Here is a 23,893-nt window from a genome sequence, read left to right as displayed (position 1 = left end):
CGCCGATTGGCGCCTTGGCCGCGCGGGCGGCGCGCGCACTTGTGCTGGCGCAACAGTGCCACCAGCCCTCGCCGCAGCTCCCCGCGGGGAGCTGCATAGATCGCGGTGTAAATCGTCTCGTGAGACACGTGCTTGGCCGGTTCCTCAGGATGCTGTCGGCGCAGTGTGCGGCTCACCTCTTGCGGTGACCAGCGGCGAGCCAACAGGTAACGCACCAGACGCCACAAGGCACTCTCACGATGCAACTTACGCGGCCGACGCGCCTGATGGGCCAAGCGTCGGGCCCGATGGCCGGCACGACAAGCGTCATAGCCGAGCGTCGGGCGCCCCAGACGAGGGCTGCCTGACGGCTCGCGGTGCCCGTTACGCGCCAGCTCCCGTGAGATCGTACTGGGCGACCGGCCCAGCAGCATCGCCAGCTGCCGGGCGCTGTCCCCGCGTGCCTTGCCCACCATGATCGCGCCTCGCTCTTCGGCGCTTAGATGGTTGTAGTGCTGACCCATGCATCACCTCCAGAGGGGTGTTGCACTTGATATTAGAGACCGCCTTACTTTTCTTTGGGCAAGCAAAGAAAAGTGACCCGGCCTCCGGCAGGAGGACGGAAGCCCGCGGCAGGCGAGCCAGATCGCGATGACGCGACAACTAAACACCGAGGCTCTGGATCCCGGCCTGCGCCGGGATGACGAGCTAGTAAGACGCGAGGCCTGAGTGCCGTTGCGCGAACCGCGATTCACTCACCGCCCATCCACCGCCTTGCGCCCAATCGCCGGATCATCCGTAAAAAACGAATCCACCCCCGCATCCAGATACGCCCGTATCTCCGCAATCGACCCCGCCTCATTGAACGCCTTCGGATCGCTCCCCTTCCAGAAATTCTTCGCCTGGAAGAAATTCTCCGGCCGGAACGTATACGGATGCAGCTCCAGCTTCACCGCATGCGCGTCATGCGCCAATGCCGTGGGCTTGCCCAGCGAGCCATCCGCAGCCAGCGGAATGATCGAACGGATGCTCGGCCCGATCGCATCGGCATACCCGGCGATATCGCGCAGGCCAGCGGGCGTCATCATCTGCGCGTAGGTCAGCTTCCCACCCGCAGCAACCACGTCGTACGGCGCTTCATTCGCATCGCCGAGCAGCTGAAGGAGACGGATATTGGGATGCTGCTTGCCCAGCTTGCCGCGCAGATAACGCAGGTTGGCGATCTCGAACGACTGGATTTCCACCGGCGCCGTGCGCGTGTATGCATGCGCGGCGAGCGTAGCCAGCACGAGGTCTTCCATCGGCAGCCCGGCCCGCTGGAAATAGGTGCCGTGCTTGATCTCGGGAATGATGCCGATCACGCGCCCCTGCGTGGCCGATTCGGCGGCCACGAAATCGATGATCTCGTCCAGCGTAGGTATCTGGAACTGTCCGTCGTATGCGGTACTGCGAAACTCCGGCAGGCGTTCGCGGGCGCGCAGCGTCTTCAGCTCGGCCAGGGTGAAGTCTTCGGTGAACCAGCCCGTCACCTTCTCGCCGTCGATCGTCTTGGTGGCCTTGCGCGAGGCGAATTCCGCATGCTGCGCCACGTCGGTGGTGCCGCTGATCTCGTTCTCGTGACGCGCCACCGGCACGCCGTCGCGCGTCATCACCAGGTCCGGCTCGATGAAATCGGCGCCGTCGGCGATCGCCTTGCCGTACGACGCCAGGGTGTGTTCCGGTCGCAGCGCGCTGGCGCCGCGATGGCCGATCACCAACACCTTCTTCGCCAACGGCGCTTCATTTGCCCGGATATCGGCTGTCATGAACAGTGCACCCGCCATCACAATGATCCAGCATAAACGACCCACGGTAGCTCCTTCGCAATGATCACGGCACGCCGCAGAGGGCGCATGGAGCGCCTATGGTGCCTATGACTCTTGGCACCGGTATGACTTGCGGCCAATGGTCGCCCGACAAGCCGATGCTAGCCTCCTGGCGACTTATTCGACGATCGGACTCTCCATGCTCACCACGCTCTTGGCCGCCCTGCTCGCCAGCGCCGCTCCCGCCACCGACTGCCACGTAGGTTCATATCGCCTCAGCGATGGAAGCGCGCTGGATATCGGCCATTCGGATGAAAACACCCTGCGCTGGCGACGTATCGACGGCAGCACCGGCAAGCTCAAGCGGGGTGCCGGCGATAGCTGGACCAGCACGTTCGGCTGGACGGACCGCCCGGACGGCAAGGATGTCCAGTTCACCGATTGTGCGAAGGGCAAGATCACCTTCGATGGCAAGCAGGGCGAGCGCATCCCCTTCACGGTGCAGGAGACGACGTTTGCCGGCGAAGGCGGCACGCGTCTGGTCGGACGGCTGATTCTCCCACCCGGCAAGGGCAAGGTGCCGGTGGTGGTGCTCGTGCATGGCTCGGAAAAGGATTCGGCCCGCACGTTCGATGCCATGCAGCGCGAGTTCCCCATCGAGGGCGTGGGCGCGTTCGTCTATGACAAGCGCGGCACCGGCGCTTCCGATGGCCAGTACACGCAGGATTTCAGCGTGCTCGCCAACGATGCGGTGGCTGCGGTCGCCGAGGCTCGCCGGCTGGCCGGCGCGCGTGCCGGCCGGGTGGGTTATCGCGGCGGCAGCCAGGGCGGCTGGGTGGCTCCGCTGGCGGCCACGCGCACCAAGGTGGATTTCGTGATCGTGGGCTACGGCCTGGCCATCTCGCCGCTGGAAGAAGACCGCGAAGCGGTGGCGTTCCAGATGACGCTCAAGGGCTACGACCAGTCGGTGATCGACAAGGCGTGGGAGCTCTCCGATGCGGTGGGCCTGATCCTTTCCAGCGGACTGACCGATGGCTTCGACCAGCTCGATGCGGCCAAGGCCAAGTACGGCAAGGAGCCCTGGTACAAGGATGTGCGCGGCGACTTCAGCTATCTGGTGCTGCCGATGAGCAACGCCGAGATCCGCGAGAAGGGCAAGGCATACATGTGGCACACGCCCTGGCACTACGACGCCATGCCGGTGCTGGAGAAGCTGCAGACCCCGCAGCTGTGGGAACTGGGCGGCGACGACATCGATGCGCCCAGTGGCGAAACCCTGCGCCGCCTCGCCTCGTTGCAGGCCAAGGGTCTGCCGATCACCACGGCGTTGTTTCCGCATACCGAACACGGCATCACGGAATACGAACTCGGCAAGGACGGCGAACGCGTGAGTACGCGCTATGCGGCGGGTTACATGCAGCTCGCCATCGACTTCGCGAAGGGCACGCTGCATCCGCCCTATGGCAACAGCGCGATGGTGTTCCCGCAGCAAACACCCGCAAAATGAACACCCGTGGCACCGCGTTCGCGCGGTGCTAGGCTTCCGCCATGATCCGTCGTGGCCTCTTGTTCGCATGCCTCACGGGGCTGGCCTTCGCCGCCCCGGCCGCTGACGTCGCCACAGGCGTGTTCAAGGATGTGGTGTTCTCGCAGTACAGCAACCTGTCGAGCAGCACGGAACTGGCCCGGCGACTGGTGACGCCGTTGAATGCATGGCGACTGCAGCGTCACGCCGCCGGGCTGGGCATTGCCATCGCGGAACAGCCCATCGATCTGGCCAAGGAGCGGTTCGCGCTCTACGTTCCCGCGCAGATGCCGCCCGGCGGTTATGCCCTGCTGGTGTTCGTTCCGCCGTGGGACGAGGCCAGCGTGCCGGCCGCATGGACGTCGATCCTCGAACGTCACGGCATGATCCTGGTCACCGCGGCCCATATCGGCAACGACACCAGCCTGCTCGACCGCCGCGAGCCGGTTTCGCTGCTGGCGGCCAGCAATGTGATGGCGCGTTACCGGGTCAATCCGCAGCGCGTCTATGTCGGTGGCTTCTCCGGCGGCTCGCGCGTCGCGTTGCGGCTGGCACTCGGCTATCCGGATGTGTTTCACGGTGCGCTGCTGGAGGCCGGCAGCGATACGCTCGGGCGGACGGTGCCGCTACCGCCGTTGTCGCTGCTGGAACAATTCCAGTCCTCCACACGCCTGGTCTATTTTACCGGCCAGCGCGACACGGCCAACCAGGATGCGGACAGGCAGAGCCGTGCGTCATTGCATGATTGGTGCATCGACGACTTCGATGTGCGCGCGATGCCCTGGACAGGTCACGACCTGGCCGAGCCGCCTGCCCTGGATCGCGCCCTGACCTCGCTGGAAACCCACAGTGCAACAGACCCCGCGAAACTCGATGCCTGTCGTGCACGGATCGCCAGCGATGTCGACAAGGCCCTTGGCCAGGTCGATGCGGACATCGCGGCCGGCAAACTCGACAACGCGAAACAACGGCTGGACGACGTCGACCGTCGCTACGGCGGATTGGCCGCACCGCGCAGCGTGGAACTGGCGACGCGGCTCGAACCAGCCGCGCCGCACAAACCCTAGGCGATGGTCATCGCATCCACCCTGCCGGCGCGTACCGCCTTGACCAGCGACGCATGGTCGCGTTCGTTCTGGTCGGCATACGCCACCGAGAAGCTCGTCATGGCATCGGCAAAGGCATCGCTCTTGCCCAGGTAGGCGGACAACAACACCGCATCGCCCGAGCGCGCATGCGCGCGTGCCAGCGTGCGGGCGCACAGACGGCCATAGCGGCGCAGATTGGGCGCGCGCATCACTTCGATCTGCGGCGAGATCTTCGCATCGCGCAACTGACGCACGTAGAAGTGACGCTTGGTTCCCTGCGTCCACCCCAAGAACAGATCGCTGGCCGCTTGCATCAATCGCTGGCCCGCGACGATGCGCTGGCCCTGGTGCTTATACGGCTTGTTCTTGACGTAGGGATCGATCACCGACCGCCGCGCTTCCTTGAACTGCAGGAACAGCGGATCGCCATTGCCCGACACCATCAGCATGATGCCGCAGTAAGTGCCCACGCTGCCCACGCCCACCACCTTCACCGCGGCGTCCACCGTCTGGAAGCGATCGAGCAATACGCGGCGTTCCGGCAGCAGCGAGTCGCGATAGTCGAGAAACGCCTTGCGGCGTTCGTCCAGCGTCACCTGGTTCTCCAGCAGCTCATCGTGATAGATCAACGGCGGTTCGTCCTGGATGCGCGGCGGCGAGCCGCCTTGCACCGTGAGCTTGATGAACTCCTTGGTGTGCGCGGTGTATTGCACGGCCTTGCGCACGCTCTTGTTGGCGAGCTGCTTCATTTCCTCGTCGCGCATGCGGTCGATCACGTCCTGCAGATCGATATGGTCGTACCACGCCTCGAGCACGGGCATCTCGGCGTAGTCGGCCAGGTGCGTCCGGTACGCGGACGCGGCCTCCCAGGCGATGTCCCTGGCCTCGCCGTCGTTGAAGCCGTTCGCGCGCGAAGCCACCACCAGGCTGGCGCACAAGCGCTTGATGTCCCACTCCCACGGCCCGACCGTGGTTTCGTCGAAATCGTTGATGTCGAACACCAGCTTGCGCTCGGGCGTGGCGAAACCGCCGAAATTCACCAGGTGGCAGTCGCCGCAGATCTGCAGGTGAATGCCGGTGCTCGCGGTGTGGGCGAGATCGGCCGCCATGATGGCCGCCGCACCGCGGTAGAACGCGAACGGCGACGCCATCATGCGGCCGTAGCGAATGGGCACCAGCGAATCGACGCGCCCCTTCGAGGTTTCGATCAGCAACTCCACGGGGTCGAAGCGATCCTTCACCGGCTTCCAGCCGCCCAGCGACTTGCGCGCCACCTTGGCGCGAATGGTGCGCGCCATGGCCTCGCGATCCGCCGGCGCCTTGCGGAAGCTCTGCTGCGAAAGCGCTCCCTCGCCGACGTGGGCGAAAGCATGCAATGACGCTTCTTCGGCTCCCTTCGGGCGCCTGTGGGTCACCTTGGGCGCGCGCTCGTCCTTCGTCCTCGACATGGCTCCACCTCGCGATGAATACAGCGGATCAACAGGGAATCGCACGACGGATCATTTGACCTCCGCCCACCGCAAAGTGGAATAGCAAAACTACGTAGCGAGCGAAGCGGGCGCGGCCGGCGCCGGATCAGTCGGTGAGCGTTTCATGGCTCGCCGCTTCGCCCTGCTTCCAGTAGCTGGCGGCGCGGATACGCTGGCGGTCGAGTCCGTGCACGTCGATCAGACGCTGCCGTACCTGGCGGATGCTGCCGTACTCGCCGGCAGCCCAGGCGAAGCCGTGGCCCTCGGGCAGGATCAGCTCGGCCACGGCGTCCGGCAGCGCGGCATCGCCCGACTCCCGGCACAACCAGGTGATGCTGGCATTCGCCGCGGTGGCGATATCGATACGGGCGTCGGCGCTGCCGGTCTCGATCAGAGCGATGATGCATTCGCCCGCGCCGGCTTCTTCCAGGCGGCGGGCCATCGCCGGCAACGCTGTTTCGTCGCCGATCAACAGGAGCCAGTCCAACCCCTCGGGCAGCAAGGAGGAACCACGCGGCCCGCCCAGGCCCAAGCGGTCGCCCGGCCTGGCGGCACGCGCCCAGGATGCGGCCGGACCCTCGCCATGCAGCACGAATTCGATCTCCAGCTCGTTGGCGGCGCGGTCGTAGCGGCGCGGGGTGTAGTCGCGGCTGGCCGGCCGGGGGCGCGTGGGATCGAAGGCCATGCCCTGCTCCGTCACCGTGGGCAGCGATGGCGCGGATTCGCCGGCGCCGGGGAAAAACAGCTTCACGTGGTCGTCGAACGAGGCGGAGATGAAATCGCCCAGATCGCCGGTGAAGGTGACGCACAGCAGTCGCGGGGACACCAACTTCAGCCGTTTCACGCTCAATTCGCGCACTTTCAGGGGATGCCGGACGCGCCGGACTTCGGGGATCGACGTAGCCATGGAAACCTCGCTGGCCGCGGCTGGGCAGCGGCGCTATAATGGATGAAACTCATAGTGAGCTTGCTCAATACTTTTCCATGACGACGCCACGCAAGTCAACCCCAAGCCGATCCGCCACGGTCGAACTCGCCGACGCTTTCCTGGCCCTGCATCACCTGGTGCGCAAGCATGTCGACGCCGCCATGACCGCGGCCGGCCTGTCGCTGTCGCAGGCGAAGCTGCTGGCCTTGGTGGCCCGGCTCGCGCCCTGCCGGCCCAGCGATATCGCCACCGAAATGGGCTACGCGCCGCGCACCGTGACCACGGCGCTGGATGCGATGGAAGAAAGCGGCTTGGTCGAGCGCTCGGCCCATCCCACCGACCGCCGCGCGCAACTGGTGGTGGTCACGGCCGCCGGCCAGGCCAAGCTCGATGAAGTGCAGGGCCCCAAGCGCCAGGCGGTGGAGCACCTGTTCGGCGTGCTCGATGCAACCGAGCAGAAACAGTTGCGCGAGCTGATGGATCGCGTGCGCCTGCGCGCCGACGACTGAGTCGACACTGCCCCACTCAGTTGAGCGGCGCAGACATGACCAGTTTCTCGATGGGATAACCGCGTTGCGCGGCTCGATGACGCAAGGCCTCGAACTGCGCGCGCTGCATTTGCGCATCGCGCGAGAGTACCCACAGGTAATCGCGACTCGGACTGCCCACCACGGCCCAGCGATAGTCGGGGTCGACATCGAGCACCCAGTAATCGGCCCACACCCATGGCAGCCAGGACATCCATGCGGGAGCGAAGCGCACTTCGAGCGCACCTGCGGCCTTGTCGGTCGTCCGCGCCACGCCGTTGGCGTCGTCCATCTTGCCGTCGCGCGTGCGGCAGGCATTGCGCACGCTGACCTTGCCATCGGGCAGGCTGGTGTAGGTGGCGGTGATGTTGTCCACGCATTGGCGCTGGAAGAACATCGGCAGGTGCGCGATCTCGTGCCATTGGCCGAGGTAGCGCTTGAGGTCGAGCTGCTTCACCGGCTCATTGGCCAGTTGCTGCGCCTGCACCACCGGCACGAACACCGCCAGCAGCACAGCCAGGCCTATCCACGGACGATGCTGCATGGGGCACTCCTGCGATATTCGCGTTCGGGTGCCAGTGTGACCAGCGTGCATCACGGACATGCCAAAGGAGGGTGACGGTTTCGTCACCCTCCCGCTTTCAGCAAACGAAAGCTGCGGCGATCAGGCCGCCTGGTTCTGCAGGTGCGCCACCGACGGGGCCGACGTTTCGCCGATCTCGATGCGGCGCAGCTTGTAGGCCTCGGGGATCTCGCGCTTGAGATCGATCACCAGCAAGCCGTTCTCCATGCGCGCACCGGTCACCTGCACATGCTCGGCCAGTTCGAAGCGGCGGTTGAACGGGCGGTTGGCAATGCCACGATGCAGCACTTCGCCTTCCTGCTCGCCCTTGCGCTCGCCGCTGACCGTGAGCACGTTGGCCTGCACGGTAAGGTTGATCTCGTCGCGGCTGAAACCGGCCACCGCCATGGTGATCCGATACTTGTCTTCACTCAGCTTGACCGAATCGAACGGCGGCCAGTTGTCGTTCGTCTGCGTGCGCGCGGCCGCGTCGAGCAGGTCGAGCACGCGATCGAAGCCGATGCTGGAACGGTGCAACGGCGAAAAATCCAGAACAGTACGCATAACCATATTCTCCATTGAGCAACAGGTAGACGCCGCGCAACATGCAGCGACGTACCGGCCCCGAAGCGACCGGTGAGAGGGAGATGTGGCTGCTCGCCATCGAATCAAGGCAAGGATTTCAGCTCGCGTTTAGCCGTCCAAATAGTCCTTGTGGCCACTTGAAAAGCCGGGCTCGAACCCAATGGCCCTGCCGGTGAAGAACGCGTCGCGGATGCCCCCTCGCCGGGCCCGTCCTTTCCTTTTCGGAAAGGATGGTTTGCCCGGCGCCCTGATTTTTTCGTCACCGGGCCGGCGCTACCGTAAGCCACCCTCTTGGAGAACAGCCATGCCTCGCCACCAGCTCATCGCTCCCCTGCTCGCCGCCGCCCTTTCCGCCGCTCCGCTGGCCCAGGCGGCCAGCCCGGGCGCCACCCTGGTGACGCCCAAGCAGCTGATCGTCGACGCCAGCCTGGCCAAGGCCACGGCCAGCGCCAACGAACTGGCGGCCCGCCGCTACGACACCTTCTGGAATACCGGCGACGAGGCACTGGCCAAGGCCGCGCTGTCGCCGCACTTCATCGACCGCACCCCGCCCCCGGGCCGCGTGCAGGGTCCGGAAGGTCCGCTGCAGGCTTCCAAGGCATTCCGCCAGGCGGTGCCCGATCTCACCTGCGAGGTGGAACAGATGCTGGTGGTCGGCGACCGGGTCGTCGCGCATCTGCATTTCGCCGGCCATTTCATCGGCAGCTTCAACGGCATGCAGGGCAAGGGCCAGGCGATCGACTTCATCGCCACGGATATCTATCGCGTCGTCGACGGCAAGATCGTCGAGAACTGGCACCTGGAAGACAACCTCACGCTGCTCAAGCAGCTGGGTGCGATCAAGGAGTAAGTGCAGCGCGCATTGGTGGGAGCGCACTTGTGCGCGACGGGTGTGCGATATCGCCTCACTGAGGCCGTCGCGCACAAGTGCGCTCCCACATGAGGCGGGCTTCGCTCAGCGACGGATCGCCAACACGCCATCCAGCGCCAGCTGCGCCTTGAAGCCCGCCTTCTCCAGCCGCTTCGCCACTTCGTTCGGCACATCGCGATCGCTGGTGAGCTTGTTGGGGCTGCCGGTGTAGTGGAACATCCGCCCGCCACGGCGAAGCACGCGGGCGAGCTGATCGTAGAACGCCTGCGAATACAGCTCGCCGGCGATGCCGAAGCGCGGCGGATCGTGCAGCAAGGCATCCACCGAGGCATCGGCGAGCTGCGTGACCGCCTGCGATACGTCGGCATGGGTGAGTTCGAGCCGGCCGCCGCTGGACGGCGCGTCCGGATCCGGCGACCAGGGATTGAGCGTGCGCAACCACAGCACGTCCGGATTCTTTTCGAACGACTGGATCCGCGTCACGCCTGCCTCCAGGCAACAGGCCGCGAAATAACCCAGGCCGCCGCAGGTATCCAACACCGTCTTGCCGCGCGGCTCGACCAGCGCCACCTTGCGGCGCGCGTCGTCCACCGGCGATTCCTTCGAGGTGGGCAGCATCTTGATGCCATCGATCTCGAACGTGGGCGCGCCCCATTCGGTGGGCACCAGCTTGATCAGCGAGCCGGAGAAGCACGACACCGAGGAAAAATCCTCGCCATCCCAGTAGTAGATCGTGCGGTCCTTCAGCTTGCCCGGATACGGATAGCGCTCGCCGTTCCAGGCCCAGTCGTCCGCATGCAGCGATGCACTGCCGTTGGAGCGCCCCAGATCCATCGATCCCGTCCACTCGCCCATACCGGCAGCGCGCGCGGCAAGCAGCGCCTCGGCAATGGAACGCGTCAGCAGGGGACCGGAATAATGCGACACGGGCGTGATTCTCCAGGGATGGCCGTGCAGTGTAGGAGCAACGGGCGCGGGGCACATCCGGCGTGCATGCCTATAATGGCGCACATGACTTCCTGGCAACGCCGATGACCGAACCCGTACGCCTGGCCAAACGCGTCGCCGCCCTGACCCAGTGCTCGCGACGCGAGGCGGAGATGTACATCGAGGGCGGCTGGGTGCGCGTGGACGGCGTGGTCGTGGAAGAGCCGCAGTTCATGGTGCAGGAACAACGCATCGAGATCGATCCGCATGCGCAGCTGGCGCCCGCGGAACCTGCGACGCTGGTGCTGCACAAGCCTGCCGGTGCCACCCTGGCCGAGGCCCGCGCGTTGATTCGCGCCGAAAGCCGTTCCCCCGAGGATGCCTCCGGCGTGCGCCTGCTCAAGCGTCACTTCGCGCGACTGGAATCGCCGCTGTCGTTGCCCGATAGCGCGAGCGGCCTGCAGGTATTCACACAGGACTGGCGGGTCAAGCGCCGGCTGGAAGAGGATTTCGACCGCATCGAGCAGGAGATGGTGGTGGAAGTGGCGGGCAAGCTGGCACCGAACGGTCTTGCCTTGCTCAATCACGGGTTGAGCTTCGACAACTATGCGCTGCCGCCGATCAAGGTCAGCTGGCAGAACGAAACCCACCTGCGTTTTGCGCTGAAGCGGATTGCGCCCGAGAAGATCGAGCGCATGTGCAACGCGGTCGGCCTGAAGACGCTGGCGATGAAACGCATCCGCGTCGGCCGCATTCCCATGTCGCGAATGCAGCCGGGGCAATGGCGCTATCTCACCAGTTCGGATCGCTTTTGATCCTTACTTAGCCTTCCTCAAAGGATCGAGCAGCGACTTCAGGCCGTTGTGATCGAGCTCCAGCGACAAGGCCAGCAAGTTGCCCAGATCGCCCGGCGGAAAACCCTTGCGGGCGAACCAGGCCAGATAGGCGCCCGGTAGATCGGCGATGAGACGGCCCTGGTATTTGCCATAAGGCATGGTCACGGTGACCAGTCGCTGCAGGTCTTCGGCCTTCATTTGGCGAACAACCGCGAACGGTCGGCGAAGGCCTTGAACTCCAGGGCGTTGCCGCAGGGATCGAGCAGGAACAGCGTGGCTTGTTCGCCAGGCTGTCCCTTGAAGCGGATATGCGGTGCGACCACGAAGCGCGTATCCCTGGCTTCCAATCGCGTGGCCAGCGCCTGCCAGTCGTCCATCGACAGCACCACGCCGAAATGGCGCACCGGCACGTCGTCGCCATCGACGTCATGTGCGCTCACGCCGCGAGCTTCCTCGGGAGCGAGATGCGCCACGATCTGGTGGCCATAGAAATCGAAGTCGACCCAGCTCTCGCTCGAGCGTCCTTCCGGACAGCCCAGCAGTTCGCCGTAGAAAGCCCGCGCGTTGGCGAGCGAGGTGACCGGGAAGGCGAGATGAAACGGCGATAGTTCGGACATGCGGCGGCTCGATGGCAAGGGCTGCGCTTTATTACCACTATGCTGCGTCATCGCAAAACGGCATCGCGCCAGTCGCTACACCTGGCCCGATGATGCCTTCTGGCGCAGACGATGCGCCGCCTGCTTCGCCCGATTGCCGCACAGCGCCATGCTGCACCAGCGACGCGCATGACCCCGCGTGTGATCCGCGAAGAGCAGCGTGCAAGCCGGACCTTCGCAGGCTTTTACGTGCGCGAAGTCTTCCTCGCACACCAGCCGCGCCATGGCTTCGGCGATGGGCAGCAGCAAGGCGTCCGACGAGTTCCAGCGACGCTTCTGCGCCAGCGCGAACACGGTCGACTCGCCGGACGGCTCGGCCACCACTTCGGCAAAGCGCTCGTCGCGCTTGAGCAGCTCGTTCAGCGGGTCGAGCGCCATCAGGTCGGTTGCCTGCAGCGGGCGCCCCTTGTGCTCGCGAACAAAACCGCGAAACCACTCGCGCAAAGCCCTGGCCTGCCCGGCCAGCCGATCGATCTCGCCCGGAATGGCGCGCTCGCGTGCCAAGCGGAGCGCCGCCTCGGGCACTAGCTGCGCCTGTTGGAGCCAGGCCAGCAAGCCCTCGCCGTCCTCAAGCCAGTCGATCGGGGTGTCCACCGGCGTGGCGACGGAATTGAGGAAATCCAGGCCGAGCGAATCGGCGAGGAAGAAGGCGGGCATGGGCTGAGTCATAGGGTTCTCCTTGGCGTCAAAAGTAACCGGCTAAAAAGTGCTTGACAAGTTACATCGTCAATCATAACCTCCTTATCGAATTTGAGGCGGTTACAAGAGATTCAAGCCCCGCCCTGCCGCTACTCGCCAAACAAACTCAATAGGAGTCCCGGATCATGAACATGAAGGCTACGACGGTGGTATTGGCGCATGGCGCCTGGGCAGACGAATCGAGCTGGGGCAAGGTAGTCCAATCCCTCCACTCAAAGGGAATCAAAGCGGTTACTTTCAGCCTACCCATGACGACCCTGGCAGGCGACGTGGCTGCACTGGACCAGGCGCTGGCTTCGATCGATGGATCGGCTGTCCTGGTCGGGCACGCCTACGCGGGTGCGGTGATCGGCGCCACCCGCAGCGAGAAAGTGAAAGCCCTGGTCTATGTGGCCGGTCTGGCGCCCGACGAGGGCGAGACGGTGGCCGAGGTGTTCAACCGTTTCGGGCACGACGACAAGACGCCGGCACTGGCACCGGACGAAAACGGCCGCATCTGGTTGCCCACCGAGGCCTTTGAAAGCGCATTCGCGCAACACGCCACGGCGCAGGAGCAACAAGACCTGGCCGCGGCGCAGCGATCCATCGCACCGGCCTGCATCACCGTGCCCGTCGACGCGCCGCTCTGGAAGACGCTGCCCAGCTGGTATCTGGTGGCGCAGCACGACCACATGATCCCCGAGCGGACGCAGCGCTTCATGGCCGAACGCATGCACGCGCAGATCAGTGCCTTTCCCGTCGACCACCTGCCGCCCGTCACGGCGCCCTCGCTGGTGGTGGACGTGATCGTCGACGCCGTGCGGCAAACGTCCGGCTGATTCCCGCCGCAAACCTGTCCGCCTCTTCGCCCGGTGACCCGTCATGCGCCCTGAAACTTCGCCCGACAACCGCGTCGCTGCTTTTTCCGATGGCGTGATCGCCGTGATCATCACCCTCATGGTGCTGGAGCTGAAGGCGCCGGACGCAGATACGTTTTCGGCGCTGTGGCCACTGTGGCCGACGGTGTTGAGCTATGCGGTGAGTTACCTGTTCATCGCCATCGTGTGGCTCAATCATCGTCACCTGATGCAATACGCGCGACATGCCACGTCGCGCTTGATCTGGGTGAACTTCGCCCATCTGTTTGCCGTATCGCTGGTGCCGTTCACCACGGCCTGGGTGGCGCGGACGATCCTCGCCGCGGCGCCGGTCGCCGTGTACGCGGCGGTATTCGTGGGCGTGAATGCGGCCTATCGCGTATTCGAGTCGGAAGTACTCAAACAGGTTGGCGCTGCACAGATGGGCGAGCAGGAGCGTCGCATGCGCCGTCGACGCTCATTGTCCACGCTGCTCATCTTTGTCGCCGCTTCGCTGACTGCGTTGGTCGCGCCGAGGATCGGCTTCGCCATGATCTGCGCCGCGCTGTTCCTCTATCTGCGACCGGAGGCGCCGTTCCATTGGCGGTTGCGTGGCTTCCGCCGCACCCGTCATCCCGTCAAGTAACCACACCCAATTCAACGTCCCCTCATCCCGAAGGAGAAACGCCATGAACACCATTCGCTATCGCAACGCCGACGTCGACGGCTTCAACATTTTCTACCGTGAAGCAGGCACGCCCGGGAAACCGAAGCTGCTGTTGCTGCACGGCTTCCCGAGCGCAGGGCATATGTTCCGCGACCTGATTCCCCTGCTCAGCGACGACTTCCACATCGTGGCGCCGGACCTTCCGGGCTTCGGTCAGTCGGCCATGCCGCCGCGCGAACAGTTCAAGTACACCTTCGATCACATCGCCGACGTCATCGACCGCTTTACCGACGTGGTTGGCTTCGATCGCTATGCCGTCTATGTATTCGATTACGGTGCACCGACGGGCTTTCGTCTTGCGGTGAAGCACCCGGAGCGCATTACCGGCATCGTCTCGCAGAACGGCAACGCCTATGTCGAAGGGTTGAGCGAAGGCTGGAATCCCATCCAGGCCTACTGGAAAGACCCCTCGCCCGCCCATCGCGACGCGCTGCGTGCATTCCTCGCCCCGGAAGCCACGCGCTGGCAGTACACGCATGGCGTCGCCGACGAATCGCTGGTGTCGCCTGACGGCATCGCGCTGGACAACCATTACCTCGCTCGCGAAGGTGCCGACGACGTGCAGCTGGATCTGTTCCTCGACTACCAGAGCAACGTGGCGCTGTACCCCACCTTCCAGGCGTACTTCCGCGAACACCAGCCGCGCTTCCTGGCGGTGTGGGGCAAGCACGACCCGTTCTTCCTGCCGCCGGGCGCCGAAGCGTTCAAGCGCGATATCCCCGGGGCGCAGGTGAGCTTCCTCGATACCGGGCATTTCGCGCTGGAAACCCATGCGCGCGAGATCGCCGACGCCATCCGCACGTTCTTCATCCGCTGACCGGTCGACTCAGGAGAACGTCATGTCCCTCAGAACCGCCATCGTTACCGGTGCCAGCCAGGGTATCGGACAGTCCACGGCGATCCGCCTGGCGAAGGATTTCGGTGCCGTCGTGTTGGTGGCGCGGCATCGCGAGCACTTGCAGGAAACCGCCGCCATCGTGGAAGCGGCCGGTGCGAAAGCATTGATCATCGATATCGATCTGGCCGAGCGCACCGCGGCCAAGGCAGTGGTGGAAAAGACCTTGGCCGCGTTCGGCCGTATCGATGCCTTGCTCAATATCGCCGGAGCAGTGCCGCAGATCGACCTGTTCGAGATGACCGACGAGCAATGGGACGACGGCATGGCACTCAAGCTGCATGGCGCGCGACGGCTCACCATCGAAGCGTGGGAAGCGCTGAAGCAGGCGGGCGGCTCGGTGGTATTCACCTCCGGCAACTCGGCGATCTTTCCCAAGGCACCCTATGCTGCCGTCGGCACCATCAATGCGGCAATCGCGGCGCTCGCCAAGGCGTTCTCCGACCGCGGCATCGCAGACGGCGTACAGGTGAACAGCGTGCTGCCCGGTCCGGTGATGACCGGCCGCCGTCGCTCGTACCTGGAACACTGGGCGCCGTTGCACGACATGACCGTTGCCGAGGCGATGGAGCGCTTTCCCCGCGAAGCTGGTATTGCCCGTTACGGCCAGCCCGAAGAGATCGCTGAATTGATGGCGTTTCTCGTATCACCGGCAGCCCGCTGGATGACCGGCTCGATGCTGCGCATGGATGGCGGAGAAGTGAAGTCGGTGTAGCGATTCGACGAAGCTGGGCGCGCCGCATGCCGTGCATCAGGGATGAAGCGCGCCCTCACTCGCTGGAGCACGCTGCTTCGGAAAAATGACGCCGTGGACAAAACCGTCAGCCGTGCTTTCCGCCTTGAGCTCCGTGCTGTTGACGTCATAGGTCAACTTGTCCCCCTGCACTTCACCTTGTCCCTCAATCTTCACGATGGCGTTGCGCGTCAGCACCGCGATCTGGTGAACATTGTCGTAATCGAGCGTTTCCGCATCGCCCTGGATGAGTCGATTCTGTTCGTCCAGTTCCTGGATATGGGCTGGACGCCCGGTAACGACCACGCGGGCGATCTGCTGGTTCTCGTCCATGTAAAGCGTGGCCACATCCCCTGTAACGACGAGGCTGCCCTGGGTGATCCTGACGTTGCCCTTCAAGGTGGTGACGGAACTGGGGCTGTCATAGGCTTTCGTTGATTTGGCCACGATGCCAATGGGTGCGGAGCGGTCCGCCTTCTTGGCTATGGCGGCGCCGCCCACCGCCAGCAGCAAGGCGAGCAACAACGAAGTGGCCAACCGTTTGAGCACCATCGACCTCTCCTCGTTGCGGCGCCGACGAGCGATCCGTCCATGGCGCCGGGCCAGCGATCAACGGGTGCGCATTCACTCTGCGACGCGCGGCGCTCGTTGATCCATGCCATTCTGGTGCAGCACCAGCGCCACGACTTTGCCGTCCTTATCGCGTTCGAAGTCGATCTGCGCGTCCACCACGCGAAGAAAGAACTTGTCGCGCGCACTGGCATAGATCGGGAACGCGTTCTGGCCAGTGAGCTGCACAAAGGCTTGTCCATTCTTGAGCGTGACGTCGATCACGGCCTGCGGTGCCAGCTGGTAGTGGCCGATGTAGTTGCCAAGGGTGGCGGTGTCGAGCGTGATCGCCGGCCGGTCATTCGCTTCGGGCATATGCGCGCCCACGCGGGGCGCCACATGATCGCCATGCTGATGCACCACCACGCTGGTGACCTTGCCGTGTTCGTCGCGCTTGAAACTGAGGCTGATATCGGCCACCGCCGCGAAGAACTCATCCTTGGCGCTGGCATAGACCGGAAACTCGTCCTGCCCCGTGCCCTGCGACATCAGCTGGTCGCCTTTGTGAAACACGGCGATGTTGAAGCCGGGATGCAGCTGGTAACTCCCGACATAGTCGTCCAGCTCCTTCTCCGGCACGCTGATGCGCTTGTGCGCGGGTGCCAGCGGCGCGTCCGCCAGCAGGGTCGCGCGGCCCAGGTCCTCGGGCGCGATGGCAGCATTGGTGAGCACCACCACGCCGTAGCGGCGATCGGCAGTGAAACCGAGATAGCTCGCGTACCCGCCCGTCATGCCGCCATGTTCGATGACGTCGCCAGCGGCGTCGTGATGCGTCATCCATACCAGGCCGATGCGCTCGGCCGGCGTGGGGCCATCGGCTCGAGCCGCCTGCGCGAACTGCATCGCGGGATAAAGCGTCGACGGCAACCGCCCCATGTTGGCTTTCAGATAACGCAACATGTCATTGCCCGAACTGACCAGGCTGCCCGCACCCGCAAGCGCATCGATATGCCAGTTGCCCATCGGCTTGCCGGTCGCGTCGTGCCCCGGTGCCATGGTGGCGTGCATGGCATCGGTCTGCACCGTGGAGCTATGGCGCATGCCGAGCGGCTGCAGTACCTGTTGTTGCAGCAGTTGCTCGTAACTCGTGCCGGCATGCACACCCAACGCATAGCCCAACAGACCCACGCCAAGATTGGAGTACTCGTAGCGGGCGCCAGGATCGCGCGGCAACGTGTACGAAGACAGGAACGCCTTCAGCTTCGCGGGACTGTAGTCCGCATAGGGGTCCATGGCGTCCGCCGGGCGCAGATTCGATGGCAATCTCGGCAGGCCGGAGTTCTGCATGGCCAGATTGCCCAATGTCACAGCCTTGCCGTCACGGGACGGAATGCTGAAACCAGGCAGCAGCGTCGCCACCGGCTGATCGAGCTGCAGCTTGCCCGTGGTCACCTGTTGCGCCAGCAGCGTCGCGGTAAACGTCTTGGTGATCGAGCCGATCTCGAACACGGTATCGCCATCGAGTGGCTTGCCCTGGTCGAGCTTGCCGTAGGTGTACACCGCGCTGCTGTCGCCATCCACCACGGCGATGACCAGGGCGGGATACTCACCCGCATCGATGCGCTGTTGCAGCGTATCGGCAACGCGTTGCGGAAGCAGCGGCGCATCCGTCGCGGCACAGGTGGTGGCAAGCAGCAAACCCAATGCGGCGCAGAGCTTTTTCATGGCACGTCCTGTTGATGAAGTAGCACGCACATCATCCCGCGCAGACCTTGGCCGTCGTGTGCAAGGGACGGCTTATCTTGAGGCAAACATTGTCGGTCCCGCTATCGCATGGACGTAGGTGCAACGGGATCACGTGATGTGCTTCATGGGATGCATCGCGCGTTCTTGCGAACACAACTTGCAAATGCATCCACGACGAATCCTGAAAAGGTTGTTGCGCGTTTCGACCGGCACTGTCGTCGCGTCGAGCACTCAAGCTGGCAACGTAGCGGGATAGCCGTTACTCTTCGATGTTGCAACGCATCACTGCGCCGCCTACGGCCCGAGTCATCCCCATGTCCTCTTCCGTCCCCGTTCTCGATCCGGGCACGTCGCCCGTTCGCGCCCCTCATGTTGGGCTGGTCATTCTTGCGCTCGCGGTAGGTGGCTTTGCCATCGGCACCACGGAATTCGCCTCGATGAGCATGCTGCCGCTGTTCGCGCAGGGACTGGGCATCGATGCACCCACCGCCGGTCACGCCATCAGCGCCTACGCTTTGGGCGTGGTGGTGGGTGCGCCGGTGATCACGGTGCTCGGCGCGCGATGGCCGCGCCGGCGCCTGCTGTTGCTGCTGATGGCGATGTTCACCGTGTTCAACGGATTGACCGGGCTCTCCCCCAGCTATCACTGGATGCTGCTGTTTCGTTTTCTCAGCGGCCTGCCACACGGCGCGTACTTTGGCGTCGGCGCGCTGGTCGCCAGTTCGCTGGTGCCCGCCAACCGGCGAACGCGCGCGGTGGGCCAGATGTTCCTCGGGCTCACCTGCGCCACGGTGGTCGGCGTGCCGCTGGCCAGCTGGCTCGGCCAAGTGGTGGGATGGCGCTGGAGTTTCGCGCTGGTCGCCTTGCTTGGCGTGGCCACGATGAGTGCCGTGTTCGCGTTTGCGCCGAACACCCCGGCCGATGCCGAAGCCAGCCCATTGCGTGAACTGGGCGCACTGAAGCGCTCGCAGGTGTGGATCACGCTGGGTATCGGCGCGATCGGTTTCGGCGGCATGTTCGCCGTGTACACCTATCTCGCCGACATTCTGCTGCACGTGACACACATGCCGCTGGCCAGCGTGCCCTGGGTGATGGGCGTGTTCGGCATCGGCATGACCCTGGGCAACGTGATCGTTCCCCTTTTTGCCGATCGCGCACTGATGCGTACGGCCGGCGGCCTGCTGCTGTGGAGCCTGGTGGTCCTGGCGATCTTTCCTTTCACGGCAGGCAACGTGTGGGCACTCAGCGGCACGGTCTTCCTGATCGGCATCGGCGGCGCCCTGGGCACGGTATTGCAGACGCGATTGATGGATGTCGCCGGCGACGCCCAAGGCCTCGCCGCATCGCTGAACCACTCCGCCTTCAACGCCGCCAACGCACTCGGTCCGTTTCTCGGCGGCCTCGCCATAGCGCACGGCTACGGCTGGACATCGCCGGGCTTCGTGGGCAGCGGACTGGCGCTGGGTGGCTTGTTGTTGTGGTTGGTGTCGATGGCGGTGGATCGCCGTCGCGACATCGACGCTGTCGCGGAGTGTTGCTGACAGAACGCCCGCTTCGGCTCGGCGCGGTCGCAACGCGTGCGCGTGCGCGTTCAACGATCGAGATCGTAGCCGGAAGCGGCCGCTCTCGGCATGGTCAAATCCTTCGACCGTGCGCAAGGCTGATTCGATTCACGTGGTCGAACGGGCCGACTATTCAGTGACGTCCGCCTTGGACATGGCAACGATCTGGGCAAGAGCGTCGCCGTCGAGCACGCCCTGCCAAACGTGTCTGACCTTGCCATTGCGCCCAATCAGGATCGTCGTCGGCGTGCCGATGATGCGAGCCATGATCGCCGAATCGAGGGACGCGGTAACCAGTTGCTCGCTGGGAATGTGATGTTCCGACGAAACCTTCTGGTCGAATTTGCCGGTCACGTCGAAGTAAGTGGTATCTACGCCAGGCCCCAGATCCTTGATCAAGGCGTCCCACATGGGCCAGTTCTTCTTGCAATACGGGCAGTCCGGACTGAGGACCAGCAGAAGCCGGTCGTGCGTCCCATCGGGACTGAACACCAATGGATGAGCAGCGCCTTGCGCATTATGAACTGCAATGGGCGAGATTGGCGCGTCCAGTGTGGGCAACTGGATGGCCTGGTCGATTTTATGCTGCTGAATCAAGTCATGATTGATGTACAGCAGATACCCATTTGAACCAAGTAAAGCGGTGCAAAGCACGCACAGAAAAAGGATGGCCCTATTCATTATCTGCACCTCGCATCCGTATCGGAAAATGCAGCGCCAGTTATCCATGACGCGCCCATGCCATGCAGCCACAACCTGAAACCCCGCGGCTGACAAACAGCCGCGGGGCCGACACTCATTGCAATGGATTCAACCGGGTGCCAGAAATCTACAACTACATCTGGACGCACCAGTTATTGAGGCAAGCAACAGGTCCACATGTGGCCCGATCACATGACTGCACATTCAAGCAGCCGTGCGAACAGGACAAGGGCCTGGGGTGATACGTGCTTGCCGCGACCATGGCCGTTCCTCCCACCATAAACAGCGTAAGAGTGCCAAGGACCATCATTAGAACCTTGCTGCGGAGCTTGCTAGTCGCCATCGGACAACCCCTTGCTCGTGAAGGTTAGTCACGATTACTCCGGGAATTGAACACGGGCAATAACATTATTCAGAAACTGTGACTCGATAGACACAAAGCATATACTTAAGTAATCGAGATTTAATCTGTTCGAAGCTAATTAGTGCTGGCCCACAAAGACATATTCGTCAAAACGGGCACTGATAATGGCTGCGCTTTCGTAAATACCTACGCGCCGTTAATCCTGCGTCGGACTACTGGTGTCGCTAATAACATAGCCATATTCGTGCAGATACCACAGGTATTCACGCCACTTCTCGGTATCACCTGGATCCTGGCTTAGCTACCGGAAGGTTTATGGGTCTCGGAAACCAGAGCGGCGATATCGGATTCCGACATGGCATTCAGATCCTGATAGGCGGCATCCGTGACCTTCTTGTCGCCCTGGCCTTCGCCATGAAGCGCGTACCCATCTTCGTCGGCAATGAACGTGAAGCTGAAACGGACCGCCTTGTTTGCAGGCGCGGATACGATGAGGACGGATTTTCCATCCTCGCAGCCGTACACCAGCCATGGCGTTTTTCCGTACTGCTTCGCCACCGGACCCGTGACGCACTTCAGTTTTGGCGCTGCCGAAGAGGCCTGCGCCGAAATGGGCAGCAGTGCTGCGGCTGCCAACATCAAAAGCGTGCTACCTCGCGTAACAACACCCATCGTCTCCCCCTGTATTGCCATCGTTGAACGCCGCTAACGCGCATACATGTCGCGATCACGGGCAGCGTCTCAGCCGTTCGGGCTTCAACGTATCCTGCGCAGATGTCCGCTTCGCAGTCTAAAACGGACACTCTCATGATCATGTCGGCCCGAAATCGGGCCGACGCGTTCCCTCTTCCCGCCTGGGCCTTTACTTGCGCGGCGCAATGATCTCGCTGAGATAGTCGGGCTTGCCGTCGATGCGCACGAGGTGCGGGTATTGCAGGCCGTCGTGGTAGTCCACGGCGACGTTGCGGATGGCGCCCTGGTATTTCATCAGCAACTGGATCGGCGCCTTGCTGGTCTTGGCGGCAGCAATGGCGTCCTTCAGCACGTCCTTCGAATAGTCCTGGCCATTCACGGCAACGAGCGTGGCGCCGGTGGTGACGCCCGCCTTGAAGGCGGGGCCGTTCCAACGCACGTCGTTGACCTGGCCCTTGTCGTTCATGGTCAGGCCGATCGACCAGGCGAAGTTGTACAGGTGGCGCGAGGGTTGCGAGCGGCTGTTGTATTGCGCCTCGAAGTCGCTTTCCTTATCGGTGTAGACCAGCTTCCAGCCAGTGGCGGCGAGACCGTCCTGCAGCGGCGGATTGAGCGTGTCCACATAGGCCTTCAGGTAGCTCGCCCAGTCGTAGGGGGCCACACCATTGAGCGCAGCGACCACATCGTCGAACGTATAGGTCTTGGTGACGTAGCTGCCGTTGTCGACGCCGAAGAACGCTTTAGCGAAATCGTCCAGCGATTTGCGGTCCTGCGTGAGCGAACGCAGCTTGGCATCCACGTCCAGCCACATCATCTGGCCGCCGCTGTAGTACTCCTCACTCATCTGCCAGCTGCGGAACGGCAGGCTGGAGCGACGTGCAATGGTGGGATCGTTGGTGGTGTCTTCGAGCGTGCGCCACTGGAAGCCCACGCGGTTGCGCTCGTAGTTGGCGGCGGTCATCGCCAGCGCGTCGCGGAATTGCTGCGGCGACCATATGCCGGAACGCGCCGTGAGCACGTAACCCCAATACTGCGTCTGGCCTTCGTAGACCCACAGCAGCGAATCGCCCATCGGCACATTGAAGTTGGGCGTCCACAGATCTTCAGGACGGCGGAACTTGCCGTTCCACGAGTGCGCATACTCGTGCGCGAGCAGGTCGCGATCGGGCGCAGCATCGTTCCATGCGGTGAAGTAGTCGGCATCGAGGCCATCCTCGCTGGACTGGTGATGCTCGGTGCCGTTGCCGCCCATCTGGTCGGAGAGCGAGAACAGGAAGTCGTAGTGGTCGTAGTGATGCGAGCCGAACAGTTTCAGCGCCTGCGTGACCAGCGCGCGATGCACCCTCACCTGCTCCTGCGACATCTCCAGGTATTTCGGCGCATCGGCAAACACATCGAGATACACCGGCGCATCGCCTGGCGAGGTCAGATCGACGCGCTTGAAATACTGCCCGGCGTAGACCGGCGAATCGACCAGGTTATTGAACGTGACCGGCTTGAAGGTGACGGTGTCGCCCGACTTCGATGCGGTCTCCAGCGCAGTGCCCAACTGCCAGCCCTTCGGCAGGGTCATGCTTGGGGCATAAGTGATGCCGCGCGTGAAGTAGCCCGCGGGATAGAGCGAGACCTTGCTCCATTCCATGTCCATCATGCGGTCGGTGATGTCGAAGCCTTCGCTCTCGGTGCGGCCGGAGAGGTACTGGAAGTCCACGTCGATCGACGACACGCCCTCAGGCACGTCGAGGTGAAAGGCGAACACATTGTATTTGTCCCGCTTCCAGGCGATCGGCTTGCCGTTGGCGGTGACCTTGAGGCCGGCGAGCATATTGATCGGACCCGTCGGCGAATGATCGCCGGGAATCCATTGCGGGTAGAGCAGCGTCAGCGCGCCTGCTTTCACCGGCAGGCTTTCGTGCACGCGGAAAATGCCCTGCGTGGTGTCGCTCGCGTCGACATGAAGCGTCACGGTGCCCGGGTATTTCGCATCCTGTGGCGCGGGTACGTCCTCCGTACGCGCCTGCTGCGCACCCGCTGCGGTAGCAGCAAGTCCCATCGCCAGCGCCACGGCGAGGCGACCCAGCCGGCGAGGCGCGGTCGGGCGGAGAAGAGGACGACGGGACATAGCGGGCTCCGGAGGGCAAAGGTGGTGCGGCAAGTTAGCACCTCCAATTGCTGGGTACGGCCAGGACGAACGGCAGGGTCGCGGCGGAAGGACAACCGCTCGAACGGCGGTGAAGGTTGGCGAATCGGGTGGCATGCGGCACGCGATTGGGGGCTTTTCGGATAGTCGCCGCATCAAAGGGGTCGCCTTTGGGGCGCGGCACAAAACTGGCCGCCAATCCCCCCATTTCGGTCGTGTTGGGCGGCAGCGGGCACCCGTGCACGGGGCTTTTTTGAGGCCCCTCTGGATCCCGCCCCACCGATGTGAGGAGTTTTCTTACGCGAAGCGTACAGCCCTGTTTTTAGGCCAAAAAACGCATCTTTTTGCGAAAAAAACCTTCCGGAAAAAGAGTGACCGGGGTCAAATTTCGACGTTCAAACGACTGTTTGAGCGTCTTGCCACGCGACGACAATCGCGTAAGCAGTTGTCTCAATTGAAACTTACACATCACTTACGAAAATCGTTGAC

General features: G+C 63.5%; 25 protein-coding genes. 10 read left to right on the top strand and 15 right to left on the bottom strand.

Going from position 1 to position 23,893, the window contains the following annotated elements:
* Both ISP20_RS20725 and ISP20_RS20720 read right to left on the bottom strand, forming a co-directional pair.
* On the bottom strand, window positions 1–503 hold a 503-nt coding region (locus tag ISP20_RS20725), incomplete at its 3' end, for a helix-turn-helix domain-containing protein (protein ID WP_204638121.1).
* A 231-nt stretch (window positions 504–734) separates the two neighbouring features.
* A complete protein-coding gene (locus ISP20_RS20720) occupies window positions 735–1,784 on the bottom strand; it encodes a glycerophosphodiester phosphodiesterase (protein ID WP_204638120.1) in 1,050 nt (349 codons plus the stop codon).
* Window positions 1,785–1,983: 199 nt separating this feature from the next.
* Here ISP20_RS20720 and ISP20_RS20715 point away from each other — a divergent pair, with 199 nt between their 5' ends.
* Both ISP20_RS20715 and ISP20_RS20710 read left to right on the top strand, forming a co-directional pair.
* On the top strand, window positions 1,984–3,291 hold the full coding sequence (locus ISP20_RS20715; RefSeq protein ID WP_204638119.1) for an alpha/beta hydrolase family protein: 1,308 nt from the start codon (window positions 1,984–1,986) through the stop codon (window positions 3,289–3,291).
* 41 nt (window positions 3,292–3,332) lie between these two features.
* Window positions 3,333–4,376 (top strand): alpha/beta hydrolase family protein, encoded by a 1,044-nt coding sequence (locus ISP20_RS20710; protein WP_204638118.1) that lies wholly within the window; start codon window positions 3,333–3,335, stop codon window positions 4,374–4,376.
* Here the strand turns inward: ISP20_RS20710 and ISP20_RS20705 are convergent.
* Together ISP20_RS20705 and ISP20_RS20700 are read right to left on the bottom strand one after the other, a co-directional pair.
* The gene (locus ISP20_RS20705) at window positions 4,373–5,845 is read right to left on the bottom strand and encodes a DUF2252 domain-containing protein (protein ID WP_239536235.1); all 1,473 of its coding nucleotides are present in this window, start codon (window positions 5,843–5,845) and stop codon (window positions 4,373–4,375) included. The genes ISP20_RS20710 and ISP20_RS20705 overlap by 4 nt on opposite strands.
* A gap of 127 nt (window positions 5,846–5,972) precedes the next feature.
* The gene (locus ISP20_RS20700; RefSeq protein ID WP_204638117.1) at window positions 5,973–6,773 is read right to left on the bottom strand and encodes a siderophore-interacting protein; all 801 of its coding nucleotides are present in this window, start codon (window positions 6,771–6,773) and stop codon (window positions 5,973–5,975) included.
* 77 nt (window positions 6,774–6,850) lie between these two features.
* Between ISP20_RS20700 and ISP20_RS20695 the strand changes: the two genes are divergently transcribed.
* Window positions 6,851–7,303, top strand: coding sequence for a MarR family winged helix-turn-helix transcriptional regulator (locus ISP20_RS20695; RefSeq protein ID WP_204638116.1), 453 nt, complete (start codon window positions 6,851–6,853; stop codon window positions 7,301–7,303).
* A gap of 16 nt (window positions 7,304–7,319) precedes the next feature.
* Here ISP20_RS20695 and ISP20_RS20690 read toward each other — a convergent pair whose 3' ends face one another.
* Both ISP20_RS20690 and ISP20_RS20685 read right to left on the bottom strand, forming a co-directional pair.
* Window positions 7,320–7,865 carry a lipocalin family protein gene (locus tag ISP20_RS20690; RefSeq protein WP_204638115.1) on the bottom strand — a complete coding sequence of 182 codons (546 nt, stop codon included), beginning with the start codon at window positions 7,863–7,865 and terminating at the stop codon, window positions 7,320–7,322.
* A gap of 120 nt (window positions 7,866–7,985) precedes the next feature.
* Window positions 7,986–8,447 carry an Hsp20 family protein gene (locus ISP20_RS20685; RefSeq protein WP_204638114.1) on the bottom strand — a complete coding sequence of 154 codons (462 nt, stop codon included), beginning with the start codon at window positions 8,445–8,447 and terminating at the stop codon, window positions 7,986–7,988.
* A 325-nt stretch (window positions 8,448–8,772) separates the two neighbouring features.
* Here ISP20_RS20685 and ISP20_RS20680 point away from each other — a divergent pair, with 325 nt between their 5' ends.
* Window positions 8,773–9,318, top strand: coding sequence for an ester cyclase (locus ISP20_RS20680; protein WP_204638113.1), 546 nt, complete (start codon window positions 8,773–8,775; stop codon window positions 9,316–9,318).
* 105 nt (window positions 9,319–9,423) lie between these two features.
* Here ISP20_RS20680 and ISP20_RS20675 read toward each other — a convergent pair whose 3' ends face one another.
* Window positions 9,424–10,266, bottom strand: a complete 843-nt coding sequence (locus ISP20_RS20675) for an SAM-dependent methyltransferase (RefSeq protein WP_204638112.1) — start codon at window positions 10,264–10,266, stop codon at window positions 9,424–9,426.
* 104 nt (window positions 10,267–10,370) lie between these two features.
* On the opposite strand from ISP20_RS20675, the gene ISP20_RS20670 reads away from it, so the two are divergent.
* Window positions 10,371–11,081, top strand: a complete 711-nt coding sequence (locus tag ISP20_RS20670; protein ID WP_204638111.1) for an rRNA pseudouridine synthase — start codon at window positions 10,371–10,373, stop codon at window positions 11,079–11,081.
* Between the two features lie 3 nt (window positions 11,082–11,084).
* Here the strand turns inward: ISP20_RS20670 and ISP20_RS20665 are convergent, their stop codons facing one another.
* The 3 genes from ISP20_RS20665 to ISP20_RS20655 form a co-directional block, all read right to left on the bottom strand.
* Entirely contained in the window at window positions 11,085–11,300 is a 216-nt protein-coding gene (locus tag ISP20_RS20665) for a DUF3820 family protein (RefSeq protein WP_204638110.1), read from the bottom strand.
* Window positions 11,297–11,719, bottom strand: a complete 423-nt coding sequence (locus ISP20_RS20660; RefSeq protein WP_204638109.1) for a VOC family protein — start codon at window positions 11,717–11,719, stop codon at window positions 11,297–11,299. Before ISP20_RS20660 ends, ISP20_RS20665 begins: the two co-directional genes overlap by 4 nt.
* 75 nt (window positions 11,720–11,794) lie before the next feature.
* Window positions 11,795–12,427, bottom strand: a complete 633-nt coding sequence (locus ISP20_RS20655) for a CGNR zinc finger domain-containing protein (protein WP_204638108.1) — start codon at window positions 12,425–12,427, stop codon at window positions 11,795–11,797.
* 155 nt (window positions 12,428–12,582) lie between these two features.
* Here ISP20_RS20655 and ISP20_RS20650 point away from each other — a divergent pair, with 155 nt between their 5' ends.
* Genes ISP20_RS20650 through ISP20_RS20635 form a run of 4 tightly spaced genes read left to right on the top strand, consistent with a single transcriptional unit; the run spans window position 12,583 to window position 15,630 of the window.
* Window positions 12,583–13,275: an alpha/beta fold hydrolase gene (locus tag ISP20_RS20650; protein WP_204638107.1), complete on the top strand. Its 693-nt coding sequence runs from the start codon at window positions 12,583–12,585 to the stop codon at window positions 13,273–13,275.
* 43 nt (window positions 13,276–13,318) lie between these two features.
* A complete protein-coding gene (locus ISP20_RS20645) occupies window positions 13,319–13,939 on the top strand; it encodes a TMEM175 family protein (RefSeq protein ID WP_204638106.1) in 621 nt (206 codons plus the stop codon).
* Window positions 13,940–13,982: 43 nt separating this feature from the next.
* Window positions 13,983–14,837 carry an alpha/beta fold hydrolase gene (locus ISP20_RS20640; protein ID WP_204638105.1) on the top strand — a complete coding sequence of 285 codons (855 nt, stop codon included), beginning with the start codon at window positions 13,983–13,985 and terminating at the stop codon, window positions 14,835–14,837.
* 22 nt (window positions 14,838–14,859) lie between these two features.
* Complete coding sequence (locus ISP20_RS20635) at window positions 14,860–15,630, top strand: SDR family oxidoreductase (protein WP_204638104.1); 771 nt, start codon at window positions 14,860–14,862, stop codon at window positions 15,628–15,630.
* A 36-nt stretch (window positions 15,631–15,666) separates the two neighbouring features.
* Here the strand turns inward: ISP20_RS20635 and lptA are convergent, their stop codons facing one another.
* Complete coding sequence (lptA, locus tag ISP20_RS20630) at window positions 15,667–16,200, bottom strand: lipopolysaccharide transport periplasmic protein LptA (RefSeq protein ID WP_204638103.1); 534 nt, start codon at window positions 16,198–16,200, stop codon at window positions 15,667–15,669.
* Window positions 16,201–16,272: 72 nt separating this feature from the next.
* Complete coding sequence (locus ISP20_RS20625) at window positions 16,273–17,922, bottom strand: serine hydrolase (protein ID WP_204638102.1); 1,650 nt, start codon at window positions 17,920–17,922, stop codon at window positions 16,273–16,275.
* 335 nt (window positions 17,923–18,257) lie between these two features.
* Between ISP20_RS20625 and ISP20_RS20620 the strand changes: the two genes are divergently transcribed.
* Window positions 18,258–19,484: an MFS transporter gene (locus tag ISP20_RS20620; RefSeq protein WP_204638101.1), complete on the top strand. Its 1,227-nt coding sequence runs from the start codon at window positions 18,258–18,260 to the stop codon at window positions 19,482–19,484.
* 150 nt (window positions 19,485–19,634) lie between these two features.
* Here the strand turns inward: ISP20_RS20620 and ISP20_RS20615 are convergent, their stop codons facing one another.
* The 3 genes from ISP20_RS20615 to ISP20_RS20605 form a co-directional block, all read right to left on the bottom strand.
* Entirely contained in the window at window positions 19,635–20,186 is a 552-nt protein-coding gene (locus tag ISP20_RS20615; RefSeq protein WP_204638100.1) for a thioredoxin domain-containing protein, read from the bottom strand.
* Window positions 20,187–20,868: 682 nt separating this feature from the next.
* Window positions 20,869–21,243, bottom strand: a complete 375-nt coding sequence (locus ISP20_RS20610) for a hypothetical protein (protein WP_204638099.1) — start codon at window positions 21,241–21,243, stop codon at window positions 20,869–20,871.
* A gap of 190 nt (window positions 21,244–21,433) precedes the next feature.
* Entirely contained in the window at window positions 21,434–23,386 is a 1,953-nt protein-coding gene (locus tag ISP20_RS20605; RefSeq protein ID WP_204638098.1) for a M61 family metallopeptidase, read from the bottom strand.
* Window positions 23,387–23,893: the final 507 nt, after the last annotated feature.

Origin of the sequence: Dyella kyungheensis, from assembly GCF_016905005.1 — a bacterium.
In the GTDB taxonomy this organism is placed as follows: domain Bacteria; phylum Pseudomonadota; class Gammaproteobacteria; order Xanthomonadales; family Rhodanobacteraceae; genus Dyella; species Dyella kyungheensis.
Note: the sequence above shows the minus strand (reverse complement) of the source record. Positions and strands in the feature narration are given on the sequence as shown.